This is a genomic window from Vreelandella sp. DA03-1M (assembly GCF_055725665.1).
The window spans coordinates 128,088-151,086 of record NZ_CM146798.1 but is presented as its reverse complement, the minus strand read 5'-3'; the positions used below and the strand labels follow the sequence as shown (position 1 = coordinate 151,086).

Here is a 22,999-nt window from a genome sequence, read left to right as displayed (position 1 = left end):
TATCCCCTTCAGCCTGCTTTCACGGCGCTGCGAACGATAACGTCACTACCGGGGGCACCCGGTACGGCGCCTTTAATCAGCAGCAGGTTACGCTCGGCGTCGACACGGACGATCTCAAGGCTCTGCACGGTGCAACGGGCGTTACCCATTTGACCGGCCATCTTTTTGCCTTTGAAAACGCGACCCGGAGTCTGACACATGCCGATAGAACCCGGCGCGCGGTGCGACAGAGAGTTACCGTGAGTCATATCTTGGGTACGGAAGTTCCAGCGCTTAACAGCACCCTGGAAGCCTTTACCCTTAGAGGTGCCAGTCACGTCAACCATTTGACCAGCTTCGAAGAGGGATACGGTGATTTCGCCGCCCACTTCAGGAATCTCTTCGCCTTCTGCAAGACGAAATTCCATCAGTGCACGACCAGCTTCAACACCCGCCTTGGCAAACTGACCAGCTTGCGCTTTGGTAAGGTGCTTCGCTTTGCGAGAGCCAGATGTGACCTGAATCGCTGCGTAACCGTCAGATTCGACAGATTTAACGCGTGTAACACGATTAGGATCAACTTCAATAACGGTTACGGGCACAGACGCGCCGTCTTCGGTAAAGACACGGGTCATCCCGGCCTTTTTACCGACTAAACCGATAGTCATACTCAGTCTCCTATAGTGTACGGGGCTATCACCCGCTATGGCTGCACTTTCCAGAGCATTCCACTAGCACATTGTGTGGCGCCTCACGGCGCGGCGGCTGCTGCTCATGCCAACTCTTTACAAAGAGCGATGAGCGCTGGGCCGCAAAGTGACTAGTGTAATTAGTTGAGTTTGATTTGCACGTCAACGCCTGCGGCGAGATCGAGCTTCATCAATGCATCAACAGTTTTCTCAGTCGGCTCAACAATGTCGAGCACACGCTTGTGCGTACGAATCTCATACTGGTCACGCGCATCTTTGTTGACGTGCGGCGAGATCAGAATGGTGTAACGCTCGCGATTGGTCGGCAGCGGAATCGGGCCACGAACCTGAGCACCAGTACGCTTAGCAGTTTCAACAATCTCTGCTGTGGACTGATCGATCAGGCGATGGTCGAATGCTTTCAACCGAATGCGAATCTTTTGGTTCTGCATTTGCCTTAAACTCCAATGGATGTCGACGGCGCGAGCCGCCTACCCACGCATTCAAAGGATGCGCATTATAGGCACGCCAAAAGCCCATGTCAAACATTTGCTGTTGGTGCGCAGAAAAGGGGGCTCATCAGAGCCCCCTTCATCATTCAAGCATGTCGCTTACTTGACGATCTTGGCCACAACGCCAGCACCGACAGTTCGACCGCCTTCACGAATAGCGAAGCGCAAACCTTCGTCCATTGCGATCGGAGCGATCAAGGTAACAACCATCTGAACGTTGTCACCCGGCATGACCATTTCAACGCCTTCCGGCAGTTCACAAGTACCGGTTACATCGGTGGTACGGAAGTAGAACTGGGGACGGTAGCCCTTGAAGAAAGGCGTGTGACGACCACCCTCTTCTTTGGACAATACGTAAACTTCTGCTTCGAAGGTAGTGTGCGGGTTGATGGTGCCCGGCTTGGCCAGTACTTGGCCACGCTCGACGTCATCACGCTTAGTACCGCGCAGCAGGGCGCCAACGTTCTCACCAGCACGACCTTCGTCAAGCAGCTTACGGAACATTTCAACACCGGTAACGATCGTTTTGGTGGTGTCGCGGATACCCACGATTTCCACTTCTTCGCCCGCTTTAACGATGCCGCGCTCTACACGACCGGTTACAACAGTACCGCGGCCAGAGATAGAGAACACGTCTTCGATCGGCATCAGGAACGGCTGGTCGATAGCGCGCTCCGGCTCAGGAATATACTCATCCAGAGCTTTGATCAGGCTAGCTACCGCAGTAGTACCCATGCCATTCTCATCTTCACCGTTCAACGCCATCAGCGCAGAACCAGTGATGATCGGCGTGTCGTCGCCCGGGAAGTCGTACTGGTCTAGAAGTTCGCGAACTTCCATTTCTACCAGCTCGAGCAGCTCTTCGTCATCGACCATGTCCGCTTTGTTCAGGAACACAACGATGTACGGTACGCCAACCTGACGCGAGAGCAGGATGTGCTCGCGAGTTTGCGGCATCGGGCCGTCTGCTGCAGAACATACCAGGATCGCGCCGTCCATCTGCGCAGCACCGGTAATCATGTTCTTGACGTAGTCGGCGTGACCTGGGCAGTCAACGTGCGCGTAGTGACGCGCCTCAGACTGATATTCCACGTGCGATGTCGCGATCGTGATACCACGCTCGCGCTCTTCCGGCGCATTATCGATAGCGGCGAATTCACTCCAGTCGCCACCGAAAACCTCAGCAGACACGCGAGTTAGGGCCGCTGTCAGAGTCGTTTTACCGTGGTCGACGTGACCAATGGTGCCGACGTTGACGTGCGGTTTGGAACGTTCAAATTTTTCCTTAGCCACTGCTATAACCTCTTTACGTTAGCTAACGGTTAACCGTTTTGATTGATGACGGCTTCAACGACGCTGGAGGGCGCCTCGTCGTACTTCGAGAACTCCATAGAGTAGCTCGCACGGCCCTGGGTTTGTGAGCGCAGATCGGTTGCATAACCGAACATCTCGCCCAGTGGCACCGTTGCACGAATGACTTTACCAGAAGAAGAGTCATCCATGCCCTGCACCAAGCCGCGACGACGGCTCAGGTCGCCCATGACGTCACCCATAAATTCTTCGGGGGTCACGATTTCGACCTTCATCACCGGCTCCAGCAGCACGGCCTTGGCCTTCCTGGCACCTTCTTTCACTGCCATAGAAGAAGCAATCTTAAACGCAGTCTCGTTGGAGTCTACGTCGTGGAAGGAGCCGTCGAACAGCGACACTTTAACGTCAATCATCGGGTAACCCGCGATGACACCGTTTTTGAGCTGCTCGTAAGCACCCTTCTCAACCGCGGGAACGTATTCCTTCGGAACCGCACCACCCACGATTTCAGAAGTGAATTTGAAGAAGATTTCATCTTCGCCTTCACCCTTCTCTTCTTTAGTCAGCGGTTCAATACGTAGCCAAACGTGACCGTACTGACCACGACCGCCAGACTGACGCACGAACTTGCCTTCTTGCTCAATGCTGCCGCGAATCGTTTCGCGATAGGCAACCTGCGGCTTACCAATATTGGCTTCAACCTTAAACTCGCGACGCATACGGTCAACGAGGATATCCAGGTGAAGCTCACCCATACCAGAAATAATCGTCTGGCCGGTTTCTTCGTCGGTTTTAACCTGGAAGGAGGGATCTTCCTGAGCAAGTTTGCCCAGAGCGACACCCATCTTCTCTTGGTCTGCCTTAGATTTAGGCTCTACAGCAACCGAGATAACCGGATCCGGGAACTCCATACGCTCGAGAACAATTTTGTTATCGATGTCGCACAGGGTATCACCGGTGGTGACGTCTTTGAGACCGATACAAGCGGCGATATCGCCCGCCAGTACTTCTTTGATCTCTTCACGGGAGTTGGCGTGCATCTGAACGATACGGCCAACGCGCTCTTTCTTCTGCTTAACGGAGTTATACACACCGTCGCCAGATTTCAGAACGCCCGAGTAGACGCGGATAAAGGTCAGCGTACCAACGAAGGGGTCGGTGGCGATTTTAAACGCCAACGCCGCAAACGGTGCACTGTCGTCCGCTTCACGGGTATCAACGGTGCCGTTTTTATCATCCAACTCACCTTCGATCGCCTTAACTTCTGTCGGCGAAGGCATGAATTCGATAACGCCATCCAGCACGGCCTGAACACCCTTGTTCTTAAACGCAGAACCACAGGTAACCAGAACGATATCGTTAGCCAGGGTGCGCGCACGCAGGCCAGCCTTGATCTCTTCAATCGTTAACTCGCCGCCTTCAAGGTATTTCTCCATCAGCTCATCAGAGCCTTCGGCAGCAGCCTCGACCATCTCTTCGCGATACTTTTCTGCTGTTTCTTGTAACTCAGCAGGAATATCCACGAGGTCATAAGTCATACCCAGACTTTCTTCATCCCACAGGATGGCTTTCATCTGAATAAGGTCGATAACACCTTTAAAGTCTTCTTCCGTGCCCCAGTTAATCTGGATCGGCACAGCATTAGCACCCAGGCGCTCTTTCAACTGGTCAACAACCATGAAGAAATCAGCACCGGTACGGTCCATCTTGTTGACAAAGACCATGCGCGGCACTTCGTACTTATTGGCTTGGCGCCATACAGTTTCGGTCTGCGGCTGAACGCCGGAAGAACCACACAGTACAACAACCGCACCATCAAGTACGCGCAAAGAACGCTCAACTTCGATCGTGAAGTCAACGTGCCCTGGGGTGTCGATAATGTTAATACGGTGCTCGGGGAACTGCTTGTTCATGCCCTGCCAGAAACAGGTAGTTGCAGCTGAGGTGATAGTGATACCACGCTCCTGCTCCTGCTCCATCCAGTCCATGGTCGCAGCACCGTCGTGCACTTCGCCCACTTTGTGGGAAAGGCCGGTATAGAACAGTACCCGCTCAGTCGTCGTAGTCTTACCCGCGTCAACGTGAGCGACGATACCGATATTACGATAGCGATTTAGTGGAGTCTTGCGTGCCACGGTGAAACTCCCGTTTGTTGGCGATGCTCGTTAATTTAGCGGCGTATGCAAGCGAGGCTTATGCGTCCGCCGCTACCACTGAATGGTAGCGGCTGGATATTGCAACTAATGCATTGCAACAACGCGACTCAGCAAACACTTCGCCATGCTGAACAACGTGCATATAAAAACCATAAAGCCGTACTTAAAAACGCCGTGCTTAGAAACGCAGTTTCTAGAAACACCGATTTTAGAAACGGTAGTGCGAGAAGGCCTTGTTGGCTTCTGCCATGCGATGCACGTCTTCGCGCTTCTTAACGGCAGAACCTTTACCTTCCGCGGCATCCAGCATTTCGCCTGCTAGACGCTGCACCATGGTTTTCTCACCGCGACGACGCGCCGCGTCTACCAGCCAGCGCATTGCTAGCGCCTGACGACGAGACGGACGTACTTCAACCGGCACCTGATAGGTCGCACCACCAACGCGGCGCGACTTCACTTCGACCATCGGCTGGATGGCTTCCAGCGCTTTGTCGAAGATCTCCAGCGGATCTTCTTTACTACGCTCGGCAACCTTGTCCAACGCACCGTAAACGATACGCTCAGCTATGGACTTTTTGCCGCTGACCATCAGGTGGTTCATGAACTTCGCCAGACGCTCACTTCCGAACTTAGGATCCGGAAGGATGTCGCGTTTAGCTACTACTCTTCTTCTAGGCATGATAAGCCCTCAATTAAGGATCTTTCAGGTAAACCCGGAACTCCTGCAGCCTGTATACGCTATTCAAATGCGACAGGCGCCGCCCGACCTTACTCTTATCAGACCGTCAAATTCGTGATAATCGCTACTCAGCACACCCAATAAAATCGGCCATGCTGTACAGCTACCCCAGCCTTATTAGGACTTAGGACGCTTAGTACCGTATTTAGAACGACCCTGACGACGATTTTGAACGCCAGAGGTGTCAAGGGCGCCACGGACGGTGTGATAACGCACACCTGGCAAATCCTTTACACGACCGCCGCGAATCAAAACGACAGAGTGTTCTTGAAGGTTGTGACCTTCACCACCGATGTAAGAAGAAACTTCGAAACCGTTGGTAAGGCGCACACGGCAAACCTTACGCAGGGCCGAGTTTGGCTTCTTCGGGGTGGTGGTGTAAACGCGCGTACATACGCCGCGCTTTTGCGGACAGGCCTGCAGCGCAGGCACGTCACTTTTAGTGACGGGGCGCTTGCGCGGCTTGCGCACTAGCTGATTAATCGTTGCCATGGTGTTTAGCTGACTCCAATGGTTGCCTTGTCTTTCAACAAGTAGCCTTTTTAACAAATACATGCAGCGGATGCGGGCGCACCCACCCCACTGTTAAAGGCTGCGCATTCTAAAGGCTGACCCTAGGTGCCGTCAAGCCTTGCTGGCGGTTTTACCAGCAAGGTGACGTTTTTAGGTCAGCAACTTATGCTACTTACTAATTTTACTGCTTGTTTCAAGCACCAAATTTACAGCTCGTCGTCAGAATCGAGAGCGGTTAACTGGGCACCTAGCTCCTGCTCTACCTCGGTTGCCGAGGGATTCAACAGTTGCTCAACGCCTTCGCGCTTGCGACGACGTTCTGCGTGGTGAGTCAAGCCCGTACCCGCCGGGATTAGACGACCAACCACCACGTTTTCTTTCAGGCCGCGCAGGTAATCGCGCTTGCCGGTCACCGCTGCTTCGGTCAATACGCGGGTGGTCTCCTGGAAGGAGGCCGCGGAAATGAACGACTCGGTGGCCAAGCTGGCCTTGGTGATACCCAGCAACATGCGTTGGTACTTGGCTGGGAATTTCTTCTCTTTTTCAAGACGTTCGTTCTGTTCCAGCACACGCACAAGCTCAGCTTGATCGCCAGTGATGAAATCAGAGTCGCCTGAATCAGCAATCTCTACCTTACGCAGCATCTGACGCACAATGACTTCAATGTGCTTATCGTTGATACCAACACCCTGGAGACGGTAAACGTCTTGCACTTCTGCCGTGATGTACTTGGCGAGCTCTTCAACACCCAATAACCGCAGGATATCGTGGGGGTTGCTCGGGCCATCAGAAATGACTTCACCCTTCTCAACCGCTTCGCCTTCGAAGACGGCGATTTGACGCCACTTCGGAATCAAGGCTTCAAACGGATCGCCAGATTCTGGGGTAATCATCAGGCGACGCTTGCCTTTGGTCTCTTTACCAAAGCTAACGACACCGCTGATTTCGGCCAGGATAGACGACTCTTTCGGCTTACGCGCTTCGAACAAGTCAGCAACCCGTGGCAGACCACCAGTGATATCTTTGTTCGCCGAGGCTTCTACTGGGATACGGGCAACCACTTCACCCACGCCGATAGTGACACCATCGTCGACCGAAATAATCGAGTTGCCTGGCAGCAAGTACTGCACCGGGGTATTGGAACCGGAAACGGAAACATACTCGCCAGCGTTGTCTTGCAGCATAACCATCGGACGCTTATCGCGACCCGCCATGGGGCGCGCTGCAGACTCGATCACCTCAATAGAGGACAAGCCGGTCATCTCATCGACGCTACGGTGCATGGTGACACCTTCGTCAAGATCGATGAACTGCGCCTTACCTTCTACTTCGGCAACGATCGGGTGGGTGTGCGGATCCCACTTGGCGACGATTGAACCGGCATCCACGACGTCGCCGTCGCGTACAGAAAGTTCGGCACCGTAAGGCAGCTTGTAGTACTCGCGTTCACGACCATGATCATCAGCAACAGCCAAGGCGCTCGAACGAGAGACCACCACTAGCTTGCCGTCGCCACGCTCAACGTGCTTGATGTTGTGCAGGCGAACCTTGCCGCCGTGCTTCACTTGTACGCTATCCACGGCTGATGAACGCGATGCTGCGCCGCCGATGTGGAAGGTACGCATGGTCAGCTGGGTACCCGGCTCACCAATTGACTGGGCAGCGATAACACCGACGGCTTCACCGATGTTGACCTGATGGCCACGCGCCAAGTCACGGCCGTAACAGGAGGCACACACGCCATGTGCGGTCTCACAAGTAATCGTGGAGCGTACGACAATTTCGTCGACGCCCATGGTGTCGAGCTCTGCACACCACTTCTCGTCGAGCAATGTCCCTTTAGCGATCAATACTTCGCCGCTGCCCGGATGCACAACATCCTGCGCAACCACACGACCCAGGACACGCTGGGAAAGCGGTACAATGATGTCGCCGCCTTCGATGATCGGGTGCAGCGTCAAGCCATTTTCGGTACCACAATCGACTTCAGTGATAACCAAATCTTGCGCCACATCGACCAAACGACGCGTCAGGTAACCGGAGTTGGCCGTTTTCAGAGCCGTATCCGCCAAACCTTTACGTGCACCGTGAGTCGAGATGAAGTACTGAAGTACGTTCAGACCTTCACGGAAGTTGGCAACGATCGGCGTTTCGATGATCGAACCATCCGGCTTGGCCATCAGGCCACGCATACCGGCCAGCTGACGGATCTGGGCAGCCGAACCACGAGCACCAGAGTCGGCCATGATGAAGACGCTGTTGAACGAATCCTGCTCAACTTCATTACCATCACGATCGATGACAGTCTCTTTAGAGATACCCACCATCATCGCCTTGGCGACTTTATCGTTGGCCTTCGACCAGATATCGATAACCTTGTTGTACTTCTCACCGGCGGTTACTAGGCCAGAAGAGAACTGGTCTTCGATCTCTTTAACTTCGGCTTCCGCCGCGTCAACGATTTCGGTTTTCGCTTCGGGGATAACGAAGTCGTTAACACCGATTGACGCACCGGACCAGGTCGCCAAACGGAAGCCGGTGTACATCAGCTGGTCAGCGAAGATGACGGTCGGCTTAAGGCCGGCACGACGATAGACTTCGTTGATCAGACTGGAGATCGCCTTCTTCTTCATCGGCTGATCGATCAGCGCGAAGGGCACACCTTCAGGCAGAATGCGGAACAGCATCGCACGACCGACCGTGGTGTCATAAATACGGCGATGGAAGCTGCGCTCGCCGGTTTCCTCTTCAATATCGATCTCGTCCAGGCGCACTTTGACCCGGGCGTGCAGCGATACGGACTGCGTACCGAAGGCGCGCTCAACCTCATTGAGGTCAGAGAACACCATGCCTTCGCCTTTGGCGTTGATCTTTTCGCGGGTCATGTAGTAAAGACCCAGAACAACGTCTTGCGACGGCACGATGATCGGCTCGCCGTTAGCAGGCGACAGCACGTTGTTGGTGGCCATCATCAGCGCACGTGCTTCAAGCTGGGCTTCCAGGGTCAGCGGTACGTGGACCGCCATCTGGTCACCGTCAAAGTCGGCGTTGTAGGCGGCACATACCAGCGGGTGCAACTGGATCGCTTTACCTTCGATCAGCAGCGGCTCAAACGCCTGAATACCCAGACGGTGAAGCGTCGGTGCACGGTTAAGCAGTACCGGGTGCTCGCGGATAACATCGGCAAGGATATCCCACACTTCCGGCAGCTCGCGCTCGACCATCTTCTTGGCGGCTTTGATCGTTGAGGCGTAGCCCAGCGACTGCAGCTTGGAGTAGATAAACGGCTTGAACAGTTCAAGCGCCATTTTCTTAGGCAGACCACACTGGTGCAGACGCAGCGTCGGACCTACGGTAATTACCGAACGGCCCGAGTAGTCGACGCGCTTACCCAGCAAGTTCTGACGGAAACGGCCCTGCTTACCTTTGATCATATCGGCGAGCGATTTCAGCGGACGCTTGTTAGAGCCCGTGATTGCGCGGCCACGACGACCATTATCCAGCAGTGCATCGACCGCTTCCTGAAGCATACGCTTCTCGTTGCGCACGATAATATCCGGCGCATTGAGGTCAAGCAGACGCTTCAGGCGGTTGTTACGGTTGATCACACGACGGTAAAGGTCGTTCAAATCAGAGGTCGCGAAGCGGCCACCGTCCAGCGGCACCAGCGGACGCAGGTCCGGCGGCAGCACGGGCAGCACTTCCATGACCATCCACGCCGGCGCGTTGCCGGAGTGGTAGAAGGCTTCAAGCAGCTTAAGGCGCTTGGAGAGCTTCTTGATCTTGGTTTCAGAGTTGGTCTGCGGAATCTCTTCACGCAGGTGGTTAATCTCTTCTTCCAGATCAATGTCTTTGAGCAGCTCTTGGACGGCCTCGGCACCCATGCGGGCATCGAAGTCGTCGCCAAACTCTTCCAGTGCTTCAAAGTACTGCTCGTCGTTCATCAGCTGACCACGCTCCAGCGTGGTCATGCCTGGATCGATCACGACAAAGCTTTCGAAGTACAGCACGCGCTCGATATCACGCAAGGTCATATCGAGGAACATGCCGATACGCGACGGCAGTGACTTCAGAAACCAAATGTGCGCCACCGGCGAGGCGAGCTCAATGTGCCCCATGCGCTCACGGCGCACGGCGGCTTTGGTCACTTCAACGCCACACTTTTCGCAGATAATACCGCGGTGCTTCATGCGCTTATACTTGCCGCACAGGCACTCGTAGTCCTTTACCGGGCCAAAAATCTTGGCGCAGAACAGACCGTCCCGCTCCGGTTTAAAGGTACGGTAGTTGATGGTCTCAGGCTTCTTCACCTCGCCAAACGACCAGGAGCGAATCATGTCCGGCGACGCCAGGGTAATCTTGATCGCGTCAAACTCTTCGGACTGAGACTGCGATTTGAGTACTTTCACCAAATCTTTCATGTGACGGCTCCTAGCTCTCTAACTCGATATCGATGCCCAGCGAGCGGATTTCCTTCACGAGTACGTTGAAGGATTCCGGCATGCCTGCCTGCATGGTGTGGTCGCCATCCACGATGTTTTTATACATCTTGGTGCGGCCTTCGACGTCGTCCGACTTGACGGTGAGCATCTCTTGTAGCGTGTATGCGGCGCCGTAAGCTTCCAACGCCCACACTTCCATCTCACCGAAGCGCTGACCACCGAATTGCGCCTTACCACCCAAGGGCTGCTGGGTAACCAGCGAGTAAGAACCGGTAGAACGCGCGTGCATCTTGTCGTCTACCAAGTGGTTAAGCTTCAACATGTACATGTAGCCGACGGTAACCGGACGATCAAAGGCGTCACCGGTACGGCCATCGAACAGGGCCATCTGCCCCGATTCAGGGATGTCCGCCAGCTTCAGCAGGTGTTTGATTTCGTGCTCTTTGGCACCGTCAAACACCGGCGTGGCCATCGGCACACCACCTTTGAGGTTCTTCGCCAGGGCGATGATTTCTTCGTCGGTCAGGGAATCGAGATCTTCAACACGTGTACCTTGCGTATTGTAGATCTGCCCCAGGAAGTCACGAATCTCCGCGACTTGCTGACCGCGTGCGTCGCGCAGCATGGCTTCGATCTTGACGCCCAAGCCACGTGCCGCCATACCCAAGTGGGTTTCAAGAATCTGACCGACGTTCATACGCGACGGTACGCCCAGCGGGTTCAGCACCACGTCGACCGGCTCGCCCTTCTCGTCAAACGGCATGTCTTCGATCGGCATAATTGCCGAGATAACACCCTTGTTACCGTGACGACCCGCCATCTTGTCGCCTGGCTGGATGCGACGCTTAACAGCCATGTAGACTTTGACGATTTTCAGCACGCCCGGCGCGAGGTCATCGCCCTGGGTCAGCTTGCGCTTCTTATCTTCAAAGCGCTCGTCCATCTCTTTACGACGGTTTTCAAGCTGCTCGTCGGCCTGAGCTAACAGCTCATTGTAGGACTCATCCTGCATGCGCAGTTTGAACCACTGCTGACGCGGCAGCTCATCCAGGTACGCCTCGTCTAGTACGTCGCCCTTTTTGAGGTTCGGACCGCCATTGACAGCTTGGCCATCAAGGGTGCGCTGTAGGCGCTCAAAAGTAGCGTCTTCAGCAATACGATACGTCTCTTGCAGATCCTTACGCACTTCATCGAGCTGCGTACGCTCAATGGAGAGTGCGCGAGAGTCTTTATCAACGCCGTCACGAGTAAACACCTGAACGTCGATAACCGTACCTTTCATGCCGGTCGGGGCACGCAGGGAAGTATCTTTAACGTCAGACGCTTTCTCACCGAAGATGGCACGCAACAGCTTCTCTTCTGGCGTCAGCTGGGTTTCACCCTTCGGCGTCACCTTACCGACCAGAATGTCGCCGGGGCCAACTTCAGCACCGATGTAAACAACGCCCGCCTCATCCAGTTTGGAGAGCGCAGACTCACCCACGTTCGGGATATCGGAAGTAATCTCCTCCGAGCCCAACTTGGTGTCGCGAGACACACAGGTCAGTTCCTGAATGTGAATCGTCGTGAAACGGTCCTCTTGAACGACCCGCTCGGAAAGCAGGATTGAGTCCTCGAAGTTGTAACCGTTCCAGGGCATAAAGGCGATGCGCATGTTCTGGCCAAGCGCGAGATCACCCATATCCACCGACGGGCCGTCGGCGAGAATATCGCCACGCGCCACGTTGTCGCCAGGCCGCACAATGGGGCGTTGGTTCATACAGGTGTTCTGGTTCGAGCGGGTGTACTTGGTCAGGTTGTAGATATCAACACCGGCTTCACCGCCGATAATTTCATCTTCATTAACCCGTACCACGACACGACGCGCATCCACGGAATCAATCACGCCGCCGCGATTGGCCACCGCACAGACGCCGGAGTCACGGGCAACAAAGCGCTCCATGCCGGTACCTACCAACGGCTTATCAGCACGCAGGGTCGGCACCGCCTGACGCTGCATGTTAGAACCCATCAAGGCACGGTTGGCGTCATCGTGCTCCAGGAACGGAATCAATGCCGCTGCGACGGAGACGACCTGACGTGGTGACACGTCCATCAGCGTCACTTGCTCAGGACGCATAAAGGTCGTTTCACCGCGATGGCGAACCTGAACCAGGTCATCACTCAGCTTGTTGGACTCGTCCACGGCTGCCGACGCCTGGGCGATAACGAAGTCGCCCTCTTCGATCGCCGAGAGGTGAACGATATCGTCGGTCAACTGACGATCAACCACTTTACGGTACGGCGTTTCAAGGAAACCGTAGCTGTTAGTGTGGCTGTAAGTGGCCAGCGAGTTAATCAGGCCGATGTTCGGGCCTTCTGGCGTTTCGATTGGGCATAGACGCCCGTAGTGCGTGGCGTGAACGTCACGTACTTCGAAGCCAGCACGCTCACGGGTCAAACCACCGGGGCCGAGTGCAGACACACGACGCTTGTGGGTCACTTCCGAAAGCGGGTTGTTCTGATCCATAAACTGCGAAAGCTGGCTGGAACCGAAGAACTCTTTCACCGCCGCCGCAACGGGCTTGGCGTTGATCAAGTCTTGCGGCATCAGGCCTTCGCTTTCCGCCATGGAAAGACGCTCTTTGACGGCGCGCTCTACACGTACCAAGCCAACGCGGAACTGGTTCTCGGCCATTTCGCCCACACAGCGAATACGGCGGTTACCCAGGTGATCGATATCGTCAACGTCACCGAAGCCGTTACGAATACTGATCAGCTCGCGCAGCACATCAAGAATGTCTTTGCGATCCAGTACGCCGGAACCGGTATCGGTATCACGGCGCAGGCGACGGTTGAACTTCATGCGGCCAACGCCCGACAGGTCGTAGCGGTCCTCAGAGAAGAACAGGTTGTTAAACAGCGTCTCAGCAGACTCTTTAGTCGGCGGCTCGCCGGGACGCATCATGCGGTAAATTTCGACTAACGCTTCAAGCGCGGAATTAGTAGCATCCAGCTTCAAGGTGTCGGAAATGAATGAACCGCAGTCGAGATCATTGGTGTAGAGCGTTTCGACCAGGGTAATTCCGCCCTGGGCCATGCGCTCAAGCACTTCTGGTGTGATCTCGGTATTACACGGGCAGATCAGCTCGCCTGTTTTAGAGTCGATTTGATCTTTTGCCAGGGTTTTACCGAATAGGTATTCCATCGGCACATCCAGACGCTCAAGACCGGCTTTTTCAAGCTGGCGAATATGCTTCTGGGTAATCCGACGCCCCTCTTCAACGATCACATTACCTTCGTCATCTTTGATGTCAAAAGTAGCCGTCTCGCCGCGCAGGCGCGACGGGACCAGCTCCACATAGAAACCAGATTTCTCAATGTGGAAGACGCTGGTTTCAAAGAACTCAGCCAGGATCTCTTCGGTATTCATCCCTAACGCACGCATCAGCACCGACGCCGGCAGTTTGCGGCGACGGTCAATACGTACAAAGACGTTGTCTTTAGGGTCAAACTCAAAGTCTAACCAAGAACCACGGTAAGGAATCACCCGGGCTGAATAGAGCAGCTTACCGGAAGAGTGGCTCTTGCCTTTGTCATGATCGAAGAACACACCGGGCGAGCGGTGGAGCTGGGAAACGATAACCCGCTCAGTACCGTTGATAACAAAGGTACCATTCTCGGTCATCAGGGGGATTTCCCCCATGTAGACTTCCTGCTCTTTAATATCTTTGATTGCTTTGTTCGAGGAGTCGCGATCATAGATGATCAAGCGAACCTTCACGCGCAGCGGGGCGGAGTAAGTGACGCCGCGCAGCTGGCACTCCTTAACATCGAACGCCGGCGTGCCGAAACGGTAGCTGACATACTCAAGCGCCGCATTACCGGAGAAGCTCTCAATCGGAAACACGGACTTAAAAGCCGCGTGCAAGCCGACTTCGTGACGCTCGTCGGGCGAACGATCTTGCTGGAGGAAGTCGTAATAGGAATCAAGCTGGATCGCCAGCAAGTAAGGCACATCCATCACTTGGGGCAGTTTGCCGAAATCCTTGCGGATGCGTTTTTTCTCAGTATATGAGTAAGCCATCTGTATTCCCCAGCTTGTTCACCATGGGTGACCGATGCGTGGTCATCGCTGCCCGGCGGGCTTCGTCAGACACAGACAGCAAGCTCCTAAATCGGTAGCTCGCCGTCGAAAATCTAGTTCGATAACACTGTAGTCGATAACACTATTTCAATAACGCTATATTCAATAACGCTTTTGCTTTTCTGTTGCTTCTGTCATTTGCCAGTAGCATTACTGTTTGCAAACATCAGTTGCAACAGAAAAAGGCCGGCAGCGGGATATCCCGCCGCCAGCCGTGGAAGCTTACGCAGCGCGTAAAGCCGTCCGCACAATAATTACTTGAGCTCGACGGTTGCGCCCGCTTCTTCCAGCTTAGCTTTAGCTGCTTCAGCGTCGTCCTTAGACAGGCCTTCTTTGATGGTCGCCGGAGCGCCGTCAACAGCACCTTTAGCTTCTTTCAAGCCAAGGCCAGTGATCTCACGTACTGCTTTGATCACGTTAACTTTCTTGTCGCCAGCAGCGGTCAGAACGACGTCAAATTCAGTTTGTTCTTCAGCTACTTCGCCGCCAGCAGCCGGGCCAGCCATTACGGCAGCCGCTGCAGAAACGCCGAATTTCTCTTCCATTGCTTCGATCAGCTCGACAACTTCCATTACGGACATGTCGGCTACAGCATTGATGATATCGTCTTTAGACAGTGCCATTGTTTCATTCCTAACTTTGCGGGAGTCTCGGTCAGCCGAGGACTCAGGATTCATTGCTCGGTTCAAGCAGCGCGCTGATGATGGCTTATACCGTCATACCGTTTACGCCGCCTGCAAGAAACGCTGCTTAAGCAGCTTCGGCTTCTTGCTTCTGGTCGCGCAGAGCGGCCAGAGTACGAACCAGCTTGCCAGCGGAGGCTTCTTTCATTACCGACATCAACTTGGCAATTGCTTCGTCGTAAGTCGGTAGGGTTGCCAGACGGTCGATGTCAGCAGCCGGAATCAGCTCACCTTCGTAGGCCAACGCTTTTACTTCGAAGCTCTTGTCCGTTTTAGCAAATTCTTTGAACAAGCGAGCGGCAGCGCCCGGATGATCAGTAGAGAAAGCCAACAACGTAGGACCAACGAAGCTATCGTTTAGACACTCCCACTGAGTGCCCTCGAGAGCGCGGCGAGCCAGCGTATTACGAACAACACGCAGCTCTACACCATTCTCACGCGCTTGCTTGCGCAGATCGGTCATTTTACCAACCGTAACGCCGCGAGAATCAGCAACTACGACGGAGAGTGCGCCCTTGGCCGCTTCACTGACCTCGGCAACAATCGCTTTCTTGCCTTCAAGTGCTAGTGGCACAGTGATCACTCCTTCGTGCCGGAACCCAAGAAGGTTCCGGTGGTTACCATCTCTTTCCGCTCTTAATTGCAAAAAAAATTGCAATGCGGAAAGCCTTGGGGATGGTGCTCACCAGAAAGCTTTCAAGCTTAACCAACTGGCGGCCACACCATCTGCGCAGGCGCTTATGAGGCAATTAAGCCGCCCCTGTATATACAAAATGCTAAGTGTACATACTAAGCGCGGCACCTGCGGTCTTTGACGATGCCCCGGCCAGTGTTAATAACCAAACGGGGGACCGCAAAGTTCTTGCTCGGTTCCTACAAGAAAACCAACGATAACTCGCTTTACGCGAAAGCAGAGTGATCGATTGTTAAACCTGGGCCCATGGTAGTGGACAAAGTCATTTTCTTGAAGTAAATGCCTTTAGACGCACTCGGCTTGAGGCGCTTCAGGTCAGCAACGAGGGCTTCCAGGTTGCCGTTAATCGCTGCCACGTCAAAATCCACTTTACCCAGGGTAGTGTGGATAATGCCGTTTTTATCAGTACGGAAACGCACTTGGCCCGCTTTGGCATTCTTAACCGCTGTCGCCACATCAGGCGTTACGGTGCCAACTTTCGGGTTAGGCATCAGGCCACGCGGACCTAGGATCTGGCCCAACTGCCCAACAACACGCATAGCATCTGGCGAAGCGATAACGACGTCAAAATCCATCACGCCTTTTTTCACTTGCTCAGCCAAGTCGTCCATACCCACGATGTCGGCACCGGCTTCTTTAGCGGCATCGGCATTGGCACCCTGGGTAAAGACCGCAACGCGTACATCTTTACCAGTACCGTTAGGCATGACGGTAGCGCCACGCACCACCTGGTCAGATTTACGTGGGTCAACGCCAAGGTTGATAGCGACATCAACTGACTCTTTGAATTTAACCGTAGACAGCTCGGAGAGCAGCGCTACCGCTTCTTCAATAGAGTAGGATTTAGTAGCGTCTACTTTCTCGCGAATTACCTTCGCACGCTTAGATAGTTTAGCCATGATCAGAGACCCTCCACGTTTAGGCCCATGCTGCGAGCACTGCCCGCAATGGTGCGCACAGCGGCATCAAGATTCGCAGCCGTTAAATCAGGCTCTTTCGTTTTGGCGATCTCTTCAAGCTGCTCACGCGTCACGGTACCAACCTTCTTCTTGTTCGGCTCACCAGAACCGGACTTGATACCAGCGGCTTTTTTCAGCAGCACGGCAGCAGGCGGTGTTTTGGTGACAAACGTGAAGCTACGGTCAGAGTAGACAGTGATCACGACTGGCGTCGGCAGGCCCGGCTCAATTTCTTGAGTCGCGGCGTTGAACGCCTTACAGAATTCCATGATGTTCACACCGTGCTGACCCAGTGCTGGGCCCACCGGCGGACTTGGATTGGCTTTACCTGCAGCAACCTGCAGTTTGATATAAGCCTGTACTTTCTTGGCCATGGTAGTTACTCCATTTGGGTAATAGCGCCTTTCGGCTCCCCGGGACTAGCGAGACAGTCAATCGCTGCCTCTCACGAAAATATTACTCTTTTTCTACCTGTGAGAACTCAAGTTCAACAGGTGTTGAGCGCCCAAAGATCAGCACGCTGACCTGCAGACGACTCTTTTCATAGTTCACTTCTTCGACGACACCGTTGAAATCGGCAAACGGACCATCGACGACACGCACCGACTGACCCGGCTCAAACATCGTTTTAGGCCGCGGCTTGTCAGTACCATCTTTAACGCGCAGCAAAATTGCATCTGCTTCGCGCGATGTAATTGGCGCAGGCTTCTCTTTTGTTCCACCGATAAAGCCCATAACACGTGGCGTCTCGTTGACGAGGTGCCATGTCTCATCGGCCATTTCCATCTCGACCAATACATAGCCAGGATAGAACTTACGCTCACTCTTGCGACGCTTGCCGTCACGCATCTCGACGACTTCTTCGGTCGGCACCAGAATTTCGCCGAAGCGATCTTCCATACCGTACATTTTCACACGCTCGATCAGTGAACGCATGACATGCTTTTCAAAGCCAGAATAAGCGTGAACGACGTACCAACGTTTGGACATGAAAGCTCCTAACCAATGACGCCGGACATCGCCCAGCCAAGAAGAGTGTCGATCAACCACAGCATTAGCCCCACCACCAAAACGGCCACTAGCACAATGGCAGTGGTCTGAATGGTTTCGGCACGGGTCGGCCATACAACGCGCTGAATCTCTTTCTTGGCGCTTCTGGCAAGCTCTACTAAATCACGACCCTTGGTAGTGGTTAGCGCGATCAAACCCGCAATCACACACAACACCACTACGCCAAGCACGCGGTAGAGCAGGCCAATATCGGCGAAATAGGTATTACCAACAACAGCAATGACAAGCAGCGCTACGACCGCCGCCCACTTGAGCCCGTCATGGCGCGTCTGTTGCACCTCGGCGCCATGTTTTACAGAACCAGGCTTCATAAAAACGAGACTCCTCAGGGTGCGGCGAACGATAAAAGAATTTTGGAAAAAGACATACCAACCTGGGGAAGGTTGGCAGGCCAGGAGGGAATCGAACCCCCAACCTGCGGTTTTGGAGACCGCTGCTCTGCCAATTGAGCTACTGGCCTGTATCGTCGTACTGATTTTTTTACAACAACTACACTACATCTATCGATAAGCGTCTTTTTCAATCGCCTATACAACAGCGGGCGCCATGGTAGCGAAGAAAGCCACTTCTGACAACCCCTTCTTTACGCTTAGGCATGCTACAACCCCACCTAAACGCAGAGACAAAAAAAGCGAGCTTCGCTCGCTTTATCTGCAATATGGAGCTCATGGACGGAATTGAACCGTCGACCTCACCCTTACCAAGGGTGTGCTCTACCCCTGAGCTACATGAGCTAAACACATCAACTGGAGCGGGCGGCGGGAATCGAACCCGCACCATCAGCTTGGAAGGCTGAGGTTCTACCGTTGAACTACGCCCGCAGAACCTGTCTTGAATGACAATCCGCTACGCGCCGCCTTATAGCCCCTTACCTTCTACCAAGCTATAAATCGTAGACAATGCCCGCTACCGGCTTTTCATTCAGCTGCACCGATCAAATCGCTGCGGCTTAATTCTGGTGGAGAGAGAAGGATTCGAACCTTCGAAGCTTTCGCGGCAGATTTACAGTCTGCTCCCTTTGGCCACTCGGGAATCTCTCCAATGTGGCGGCACATTATGCCAGCCTTCAAAAATGTGTCAAGTTTGGTAATCGTCTTAGCTATTAAAAGCTTAGCTAACCCATACTTTCAACATTAATGCCTTCTACATAGCAAGACGCTTACGCCTCGCCTTCGAACGCGCTGCATTCTGTCAAAGCAGCATTGAGAATGCAAGTCCCGCACGAATCTTTTCTAGCGACACAGGCTCCGGCACTCGCGGCGCGCCTGACATTTTGCCTGCACGCTCAGCAAAGGTCATTGGGAAACAGGCCTCTAAACCACCATAAACCATGTCGGGCCACACCGCATGAGGCACTTGCACCCCCCGCGAGACAACCCGGGCATCACCGCCGGTTAATAGCATCGGCAGCGCCACGCCTTGCTGATCACAGACTTCACTATAGATGCGATTAATCGCACTGACGGCCGCCATGTAGATACCATGATTGACGGCATCAACTGTACGCCGCCCTGGCTCTAGCAATTCCTCCGCCTCGCTTTCTGGGTCGATGGCCACATTGCGGGTGCCTAGCTTCAAACTCTCCTTCATCAGGCGCAGTCCGGGGATAATAAAACCGCCAAGGTGCTGGCCGCCTGGCAATACAAAGTCGATAGTAATGGCACTGCCACAATCCACCGCACAGCAACCGCCCGCTAACTGATAGCCCGCCAGCGCTCCCATCCAGCGATCAACACCTAAACGCCCTGGCTCCTCATAGCCGTTGACGACCCCCAGCGCTTCATGGGTTGAGTGCGCCACGTGCACATGACGCACCCGACGACGCAATAGAGCAACCGTCTCTTCCAGCACGGCCGCCCTGGCGACGCTTGAAATACGCACCGCCTCCACTACATCAAGATCCGGGATGTCGGCCCCTGGTCGCCACTCTTCACGGGTCCATACCGCCCCGCGCGATCGTATCTCGCTGCTCTCGGCATCCTTGAGCCGCCATTTTGACAGCGTGTTGCCGATATCAAGGTCCAGAATCATAAACGCCTGCGTACGCTGATCTCACCGCCGGCTAGGCGTCGCGAGTGACCATTTTCGGTAACCCAAAGGTTACCACTCTTATCTACTTCCCCGGCGATGGCATCGCTGGTCTGCTGCCCTTGGATCACCCGAATAGGCAGTCCTGCATAAGCATGACGTTGATTCCACTCATCCTGCCAGGCGCTAAAGCCAACACGCTCAAAGTCAGCCAGCATCGCCAATAGACCAGCTACGACATCGGAGGCCAACTGATTACGCGAGATACCCGGCAACCGCTCGAAAAGCGCCGCAACCGGCTGTTCGATCGCGGCTCGCTGAGCAGCAGGCAGCCACAGATTCATGCCCATGCCGATCACCACCTCACAGGGACCGGCCGCATCCCCGGTGACTTCAATCAGAATACCGGCCAGCTTGCCAAGCTCGTCGCAGGCATCATCGCCCTGCTCGGAGAGCAAGATATCGTTGGGCCATTTTAACTTGGGCGCCACGCCATGCTGCTCTAGCACCTGAGCCACTACAACCCCGACGGCCAAACTCAAGCCTTCAAGCACCGCGATGCCAGATTCAAAGCGCCAGCCTAACGAGAGCATTAAACTCTGCCCCCAAGGCGTCGACCAGACACGACCGCGGCGCCCACGCCCTGCCGTTTGCAGTTCAACCAAGCACACTTCGCCATGCCCCGCGCCCTGCTCAAAGCGCTGACGCAAATATTCATTGCTGGAAGGTAACTGATCTTCAACAAACAGGCGTGCAAGGTAATGACGTGTCTGAGCAGGTAAACGCTCGACGATTTTGGCGCCCTCCAGTGGCTCCAACCGCTGTGCTAGCCGATAGCCACGCCCTTTAACGGCGACTAGCTCAACGCCCAGCGCCTCCAGTTTTTTTAACTGCTTCCACACCGCAGCACGAGAAATACCCAGCGTTTCACCCAGCTGCTCGCCAGAGTGAACCTCGCCATCGCTTAACAAACGCATCAGGTTGCCGATGGTCATGCTCCTGCCCCAATGGGAAAAGCGCTATTCTAGCGGATGGAGGTTCGCTGCGAAAACTTTCCTGGGGGCGACCAAGGTCGATAAGCGCTCCAGTAATATCAGAGAAGCCTTTGACATGGTAGAATAGCCATTGGACGCAAGCCCTGAGCCAAGATGGTCGGCAAATTGCCAGCCCTTGCGACCCGCATTTTCCGACCCGTGGACAAACGGGTGTTCACAAGAGTTCTCTCTCAGCATGCAAAACCAGCAAAACTCCAGCGCGGTTAATAACCTGCGCAACGTCGCGATCATAGCCCACGTTGACCATGGTAAAACCACTCTGGTCGACAAACTCCTGAGCCAGTCCGGCACCCTTGACCGTAAAGCAGAAGGTCAAGAGCGCGTTATGGACTCGAACGATCAGGAAAAAGAACGTGGTATTACCATTTTGGCCAAGAATACGGCCATTCAATGGCAAGACAGCCACGGTAACGGCTACCACATCAACATTGTGGATACGCCTGGGCACGCCGATTTCGGTGGTGAAGTTGAGCGCGTCATGTCGATGGTTGATTCGGTCCTACTTCTTGTAGACGCCGTTGATGGCCCGATGCCGCAAACTCGCTTTGTGACGCAAAAAGCCTTCGCCCAAGGCCTCAAGCCGATTGTGGTGGTCAACAAAATTGACCGTCCCGGCGCGCGCCCTGACTGGGTGATCGACCAGATTTTTGATCTGTTCGACAATCTAGGCGCGACTGACGAACAGCTCGATTTCCCGATCATTTACTGCTCTGCCTTGAACGGCATTGCCGGTATGGATCCTGAAGAGCTGGCCGACAACATGGACCCCATGTTCCAGGCGATCGTCGACATCGTTGAGCCGCCAAAGGTTGAACTTAACGGCCCCTTCCAGATGCAGATCTCGGCACTGGATTACAACAGCTACGTGGGCGTTATCGGCCTGGGCCGCATCAAACGCGGCGCGGTGAAACCGAACCAACAGGTTTCGATCATCGGCGTTGACGGTAATGTACGTAAGGGCAAAATCGGCCAGGTCATGACCCATATGGGTCTTGAGCGTGTACAGACCAACGAAGCCACCGCGGGCGATATCGTCTGCGTTACCGGCATCGATGATCTGTCAATTTCTGACACCCTGTGCGATCCCGCTAACGTTCAGGCACTGCCACCGCTCTCCGTTGATGAGCCGACCGTCTCGATGACCTTCCAGGTCAACGATTCACCGTTCGCCGGCAAAGACGGCAAGTTTGTGACCAGCCGTAATATCAAGGATCGCCTTGAACAAGAGCTGATTCACAACGTGGCGCTGCGCGTTGAAGAGGGCGAAACCCCTGAGAAGTTCAAAGTATCTGGCCGTGGCGAACTGCACCTTTCGGTGTTGATCGAAACCATGCGTCGTGAAGGCTTTGAGCTGGCGGTAGGCCGCCCAGAAGTTATCATCAAAGAGATTGACGGTGAGAAGCAGGAGCCTTACGAAGAAGTCATCATCGACTGTGAAGAGCAGCACCAGGGCTCGATCATGGAAGAGCTGGGCTACCGTAAAGGTGAGATGACCAACATGCTCCCGGACGGTAAAGGGCGGGTTCGCCTGGACTTCATCATCCCGGCGCGTGGTTTGATCGGTTTCCGTGGCCAGTTTTTAACCCTGACCTCTGGCACCGGCATTCTGACCAGCCGTTTTGATCACTATGGCCCGCTGAAGCCTGAAGCTTCTATTGAGCGTCGTAATGGCGTATTGGTCTCAATGGTGGACGGTAAAGCCCTTGCCTACGCACTGTATGCACTGCAAGAGCGCGGCAAGCTGATTATCGATCACGCCACGGAAGTTTACGAAGGCATGCTGATCGGTATCAACAACCGCGCAAACGACATGGTGGTTAACCCCACTAAAGGCAAGAAGCTCGATAACATGCGCTCTACCGGTAACGATGAGAACATCGTATTGACCCCGCCGGTTAAGTTCTCCCTGGAGCAGGCTATCGAGTTCCTCGACTCCGACGAGCTCGTCGAAGTCACGCCGGTGCATATCCGCCTGCGTAAAAAGCTGCTGAAAGAGACCGAGCGTAAGCGTTACAGCAAGAAGTAACCCGCTCAAAGCAGTG

The 22,999-nt window shown here is 54.4% G+C and carries 17 protein-coding genes and 4 tRNA genes; 1 reads left to right on the top strand and 20 read right to left on the bottom strand.

Features of this window, described 5'->3' with window-relative positions; all coding sequences use genetic code 11:
- Nucleotides 1-8: 8 nt before the first annotated feature.
- The 20 genes from rplC to ACXUPB_RS00555 all read right to left on the bottom strand — a co-directional run bounded on the left by rplC (nt 9) and on the right by ACXUPB_RS00555 (nt 20,897).
- The gene (gene rplC / locus ACXUPB_RS00650; protein WP_035582685.1) at nt 9-647 is read right to left on the bottom strand and encodes a 50S ribosomal protein L3; all 639 of its coding nucleotides are present in this window, start codon (nt 645-647) and stop codon (nt 9-11) included.
- 161 nt (nt 648-808) lie between these two features.
- Nucleotides 809-1,120 carry a 30S ribosomal protein S10 gene (rpsJ, locus tag ACXUPB_RS00645; RefSeq protein WP_007112007.1) on the bottom strand — a complete coding sequence of 104 codons (312 nt, stop codon included), beginning with the start codon at nt 1,118-1,120 and terminating at the stop codon, nt 809-811.
- A 159-nt stretch (nt 1,121-1,279) separates the two neighbouring features.
- A complete protein-coding gene (gene tuf / locus ACXUPB_RS00640; RefSeq protein WP_008959170.1) occupies nt 1,280-2,473 on the bottom strand; it encodes an elongation factor Tu in 1,194 nt (397 codons plus the stop codon).
- Nucleotides 2,474-2,502: 29 nt separating this feature from the next.
- A complete protein-coding gene (fusA, locus tag ACXUPB_RS00635) occupies nt 2,503-4,626 on the bottom strand; it encodes an elongation factor G (RefSeq protein WP_008959171.1) in 2,124 nt (707 codons plus the stop codon).
- A 229-nt stretch (nt 4,627-4,855) separates the two neighbouring features.
- Entirely contained in the window at nt 4,856-5,326 is a 471-nt protein-coding gene (gene rpsG, locus ACXUPB_RS00630; RefSeq protein WP_008959172.1) for a 30S ribosomal protein S7, read from the bottom strand.
- 177 nt (nt 5,327-5,503) lie between these two features.
- Complete coding sequence (rpsL, locus tag ACXUPB_RS00625) at nt 5,504-5,878, bottom strand: 30S ribosomal protein S12 (RefSeq protein WP_008959173.1); 375 nt, start codon at nt 5,876-5,878, stop codon at nt 5,504-5,506.
- Nucleotides 5,879-6,105: 227 nt separating this feature from the next.
- Entirely contained in the window at nt 6,106-10,320 is a 4,215-nt protein-coding gene (gene rpoC / locus ACXUPB_RS00620; protein ID WP_472954837.1) for a DNA-directed RNA polymerase subunit beta', read from the bottom strand.
- Between the two features lie 10 nt (nt 10,321-10,330).
- Nucleotides 10,331-14,407, bottom strand: coding sequence for a DNA-directed RNA polymerase subunit beta (rpoB, locus tag ACXUPB_RS00615; RefSeq protein WP_472954835.1), 4,077 nt, complete (start codon nt 14,405-14,407; stop codon nt 10,331-10,333).
- Between the two features lie 314 nt (nt 14,408-14,721).
- Entirely contained in the window at nt 14,722-15,090 is a 369-nt protein-coding gene (gene rplL / locus ACXUPB_RS00610; protein ID WP_008959176.1) for a 50S ribosomal protein L7/L12, read from the bottom strand.
- Nucleotides 15,091-15,217: 127 nt separating this feature from the next.
- Nucleotides 15,218-15,724 carry a 50S ribosomal protein L10 gene (gene rplJ, locus ACXUPB_RS00605; protein WP_472954834.1) on the bottom strand — a complete coding sequence of 169 codons (507 nt, stop codon included), beginning with the start codon at nt 15,722-15,724 and terminating at the stop codon, nt 15,218-15,220.
- A gap of 326 nt (nt 15,725-16,050) precedes the next feature.
- On the bottom strand, nt 16,051-16,743 hold the full coding sequence (gene rplA, locus ACXUPB_RS00600; RefSeq protein ID WP_240718641.1) for a 50S ribosomal protein L1: 693 nt from the start codon (nt 16,741-16,743) through the stop codon (nt 16,051-16,053).
- A gap of 2 nt (nt 16,744-16,745) precedes the next feature.
- The gene (rplK, locus tag ACXUPB_RS00595) at nt 16,746-17,177 is read right to left on the bottom strand and encodes a 50S ribosomal protein L11 (RefSeq protein ID WP_007112017.1); all 432 of its coding nucleotides are present in this window, start codon (nt 17,175-17,177) and stop codon (nt 16,746-16,748) included.
- An 82-nt stretch (nt 17,178-17,259) separates the two neighbouring features.
- Nucleotides 17,260-17,793: a transcription termination/antitermination protein NusG gene (gene nusG, locus ACXUPB_RS00590; RefSeq protein ID WP_101147119.1), complete on the bottom strand. Its 534-nt coding sequence runs from the start codon at nt 17,791-17,793 to the stop codon at nt 17,260-17,262.
- An 8-nt stretch (nt 17,794-17,801) separates the two neighbouring features.
- Nucleotides 17,802-18,185: a preprotein translocase subunit SecE gene (gene secE, locus ACXUPB_RS00585; RefSeq protein ID WP_035564017.1), complete on the bottom strand. Its 384-nt coding sequence runs from the start codon at nt 18,183-18,185 to the stop codon at nt 17,802-17,804.
- A 73-nt stretch (nt 18,186-18,258) separates the two neighbouring features.
- Nucleotides 18,259-18,334, bottom strand: a tRNA-Trp gene (locus ACXUPB_RS00580).
- Nucleotides 18,335-18,533: 199 nt separating this feature from the next.
- Nucleotides 18,534-18,608 (bottom strand) — tRNA-Thr (locus tag ACXUPB_RS00575).
- Between the two features lie 13 nt (nt 18,609-18,621).
- Nucleotides 18,622-18,695 (bottom strand) — tRNA-Gly (locus tag ACXUPB_RS00570).
- 135 nt (nt 18,696-18,830) lie between these two features.
- Nucleotides 18,831-18,914 (bottom strand) — tRNA-Tyr (locus tag ACXUPB_RS00565).
- A 151-nt stretch (nt 18,915-19,065) separates the two neighbouring features.
- A complete protein-coding gene (locus tag ACXUPB_RS00560; protein ID WP_472954830.1) occupies nt 19,066-19,905 on the bottom strand; it encodes a type III pantothenate kinase in 840 nt (279 codons plus the stop codon).
- Nucleotides 19,902-20,897, bottom strand: coding sequence for a biotin--[acetyl-CoA-carboxylase] ligase (locus tag ACXUPB_RS00555; protein WP_472954827.1), 996 nt, complete (start codon nt 20,895-20,897; stop codon nt 19,902-19,904). Before ACXUPB_RS00555 ends, ACXUPB_RS00560 begins: the two co-directional genes overlap by 4 nt.
- A 235-nt stretch (nt 20,898-21,132) precedes the next feature.
- Between ACXUPB_RS00555 and typA the strand changes: the two genes are divergently transcribed.
- Complete coding sequence (typA, locus tag ACXUPB_RS00550; RefSeq protein ID WP_472954824.1) at nt 21,133-22,983, top strand: translational GTPase TypA; 1,851 nt, start codon at nt 21,133-21,135, stop codon at nt 22,981-22,983.
- The last annotated feature ends 16 nt before the right edge of the window (nt 22,984-22,999 follow it).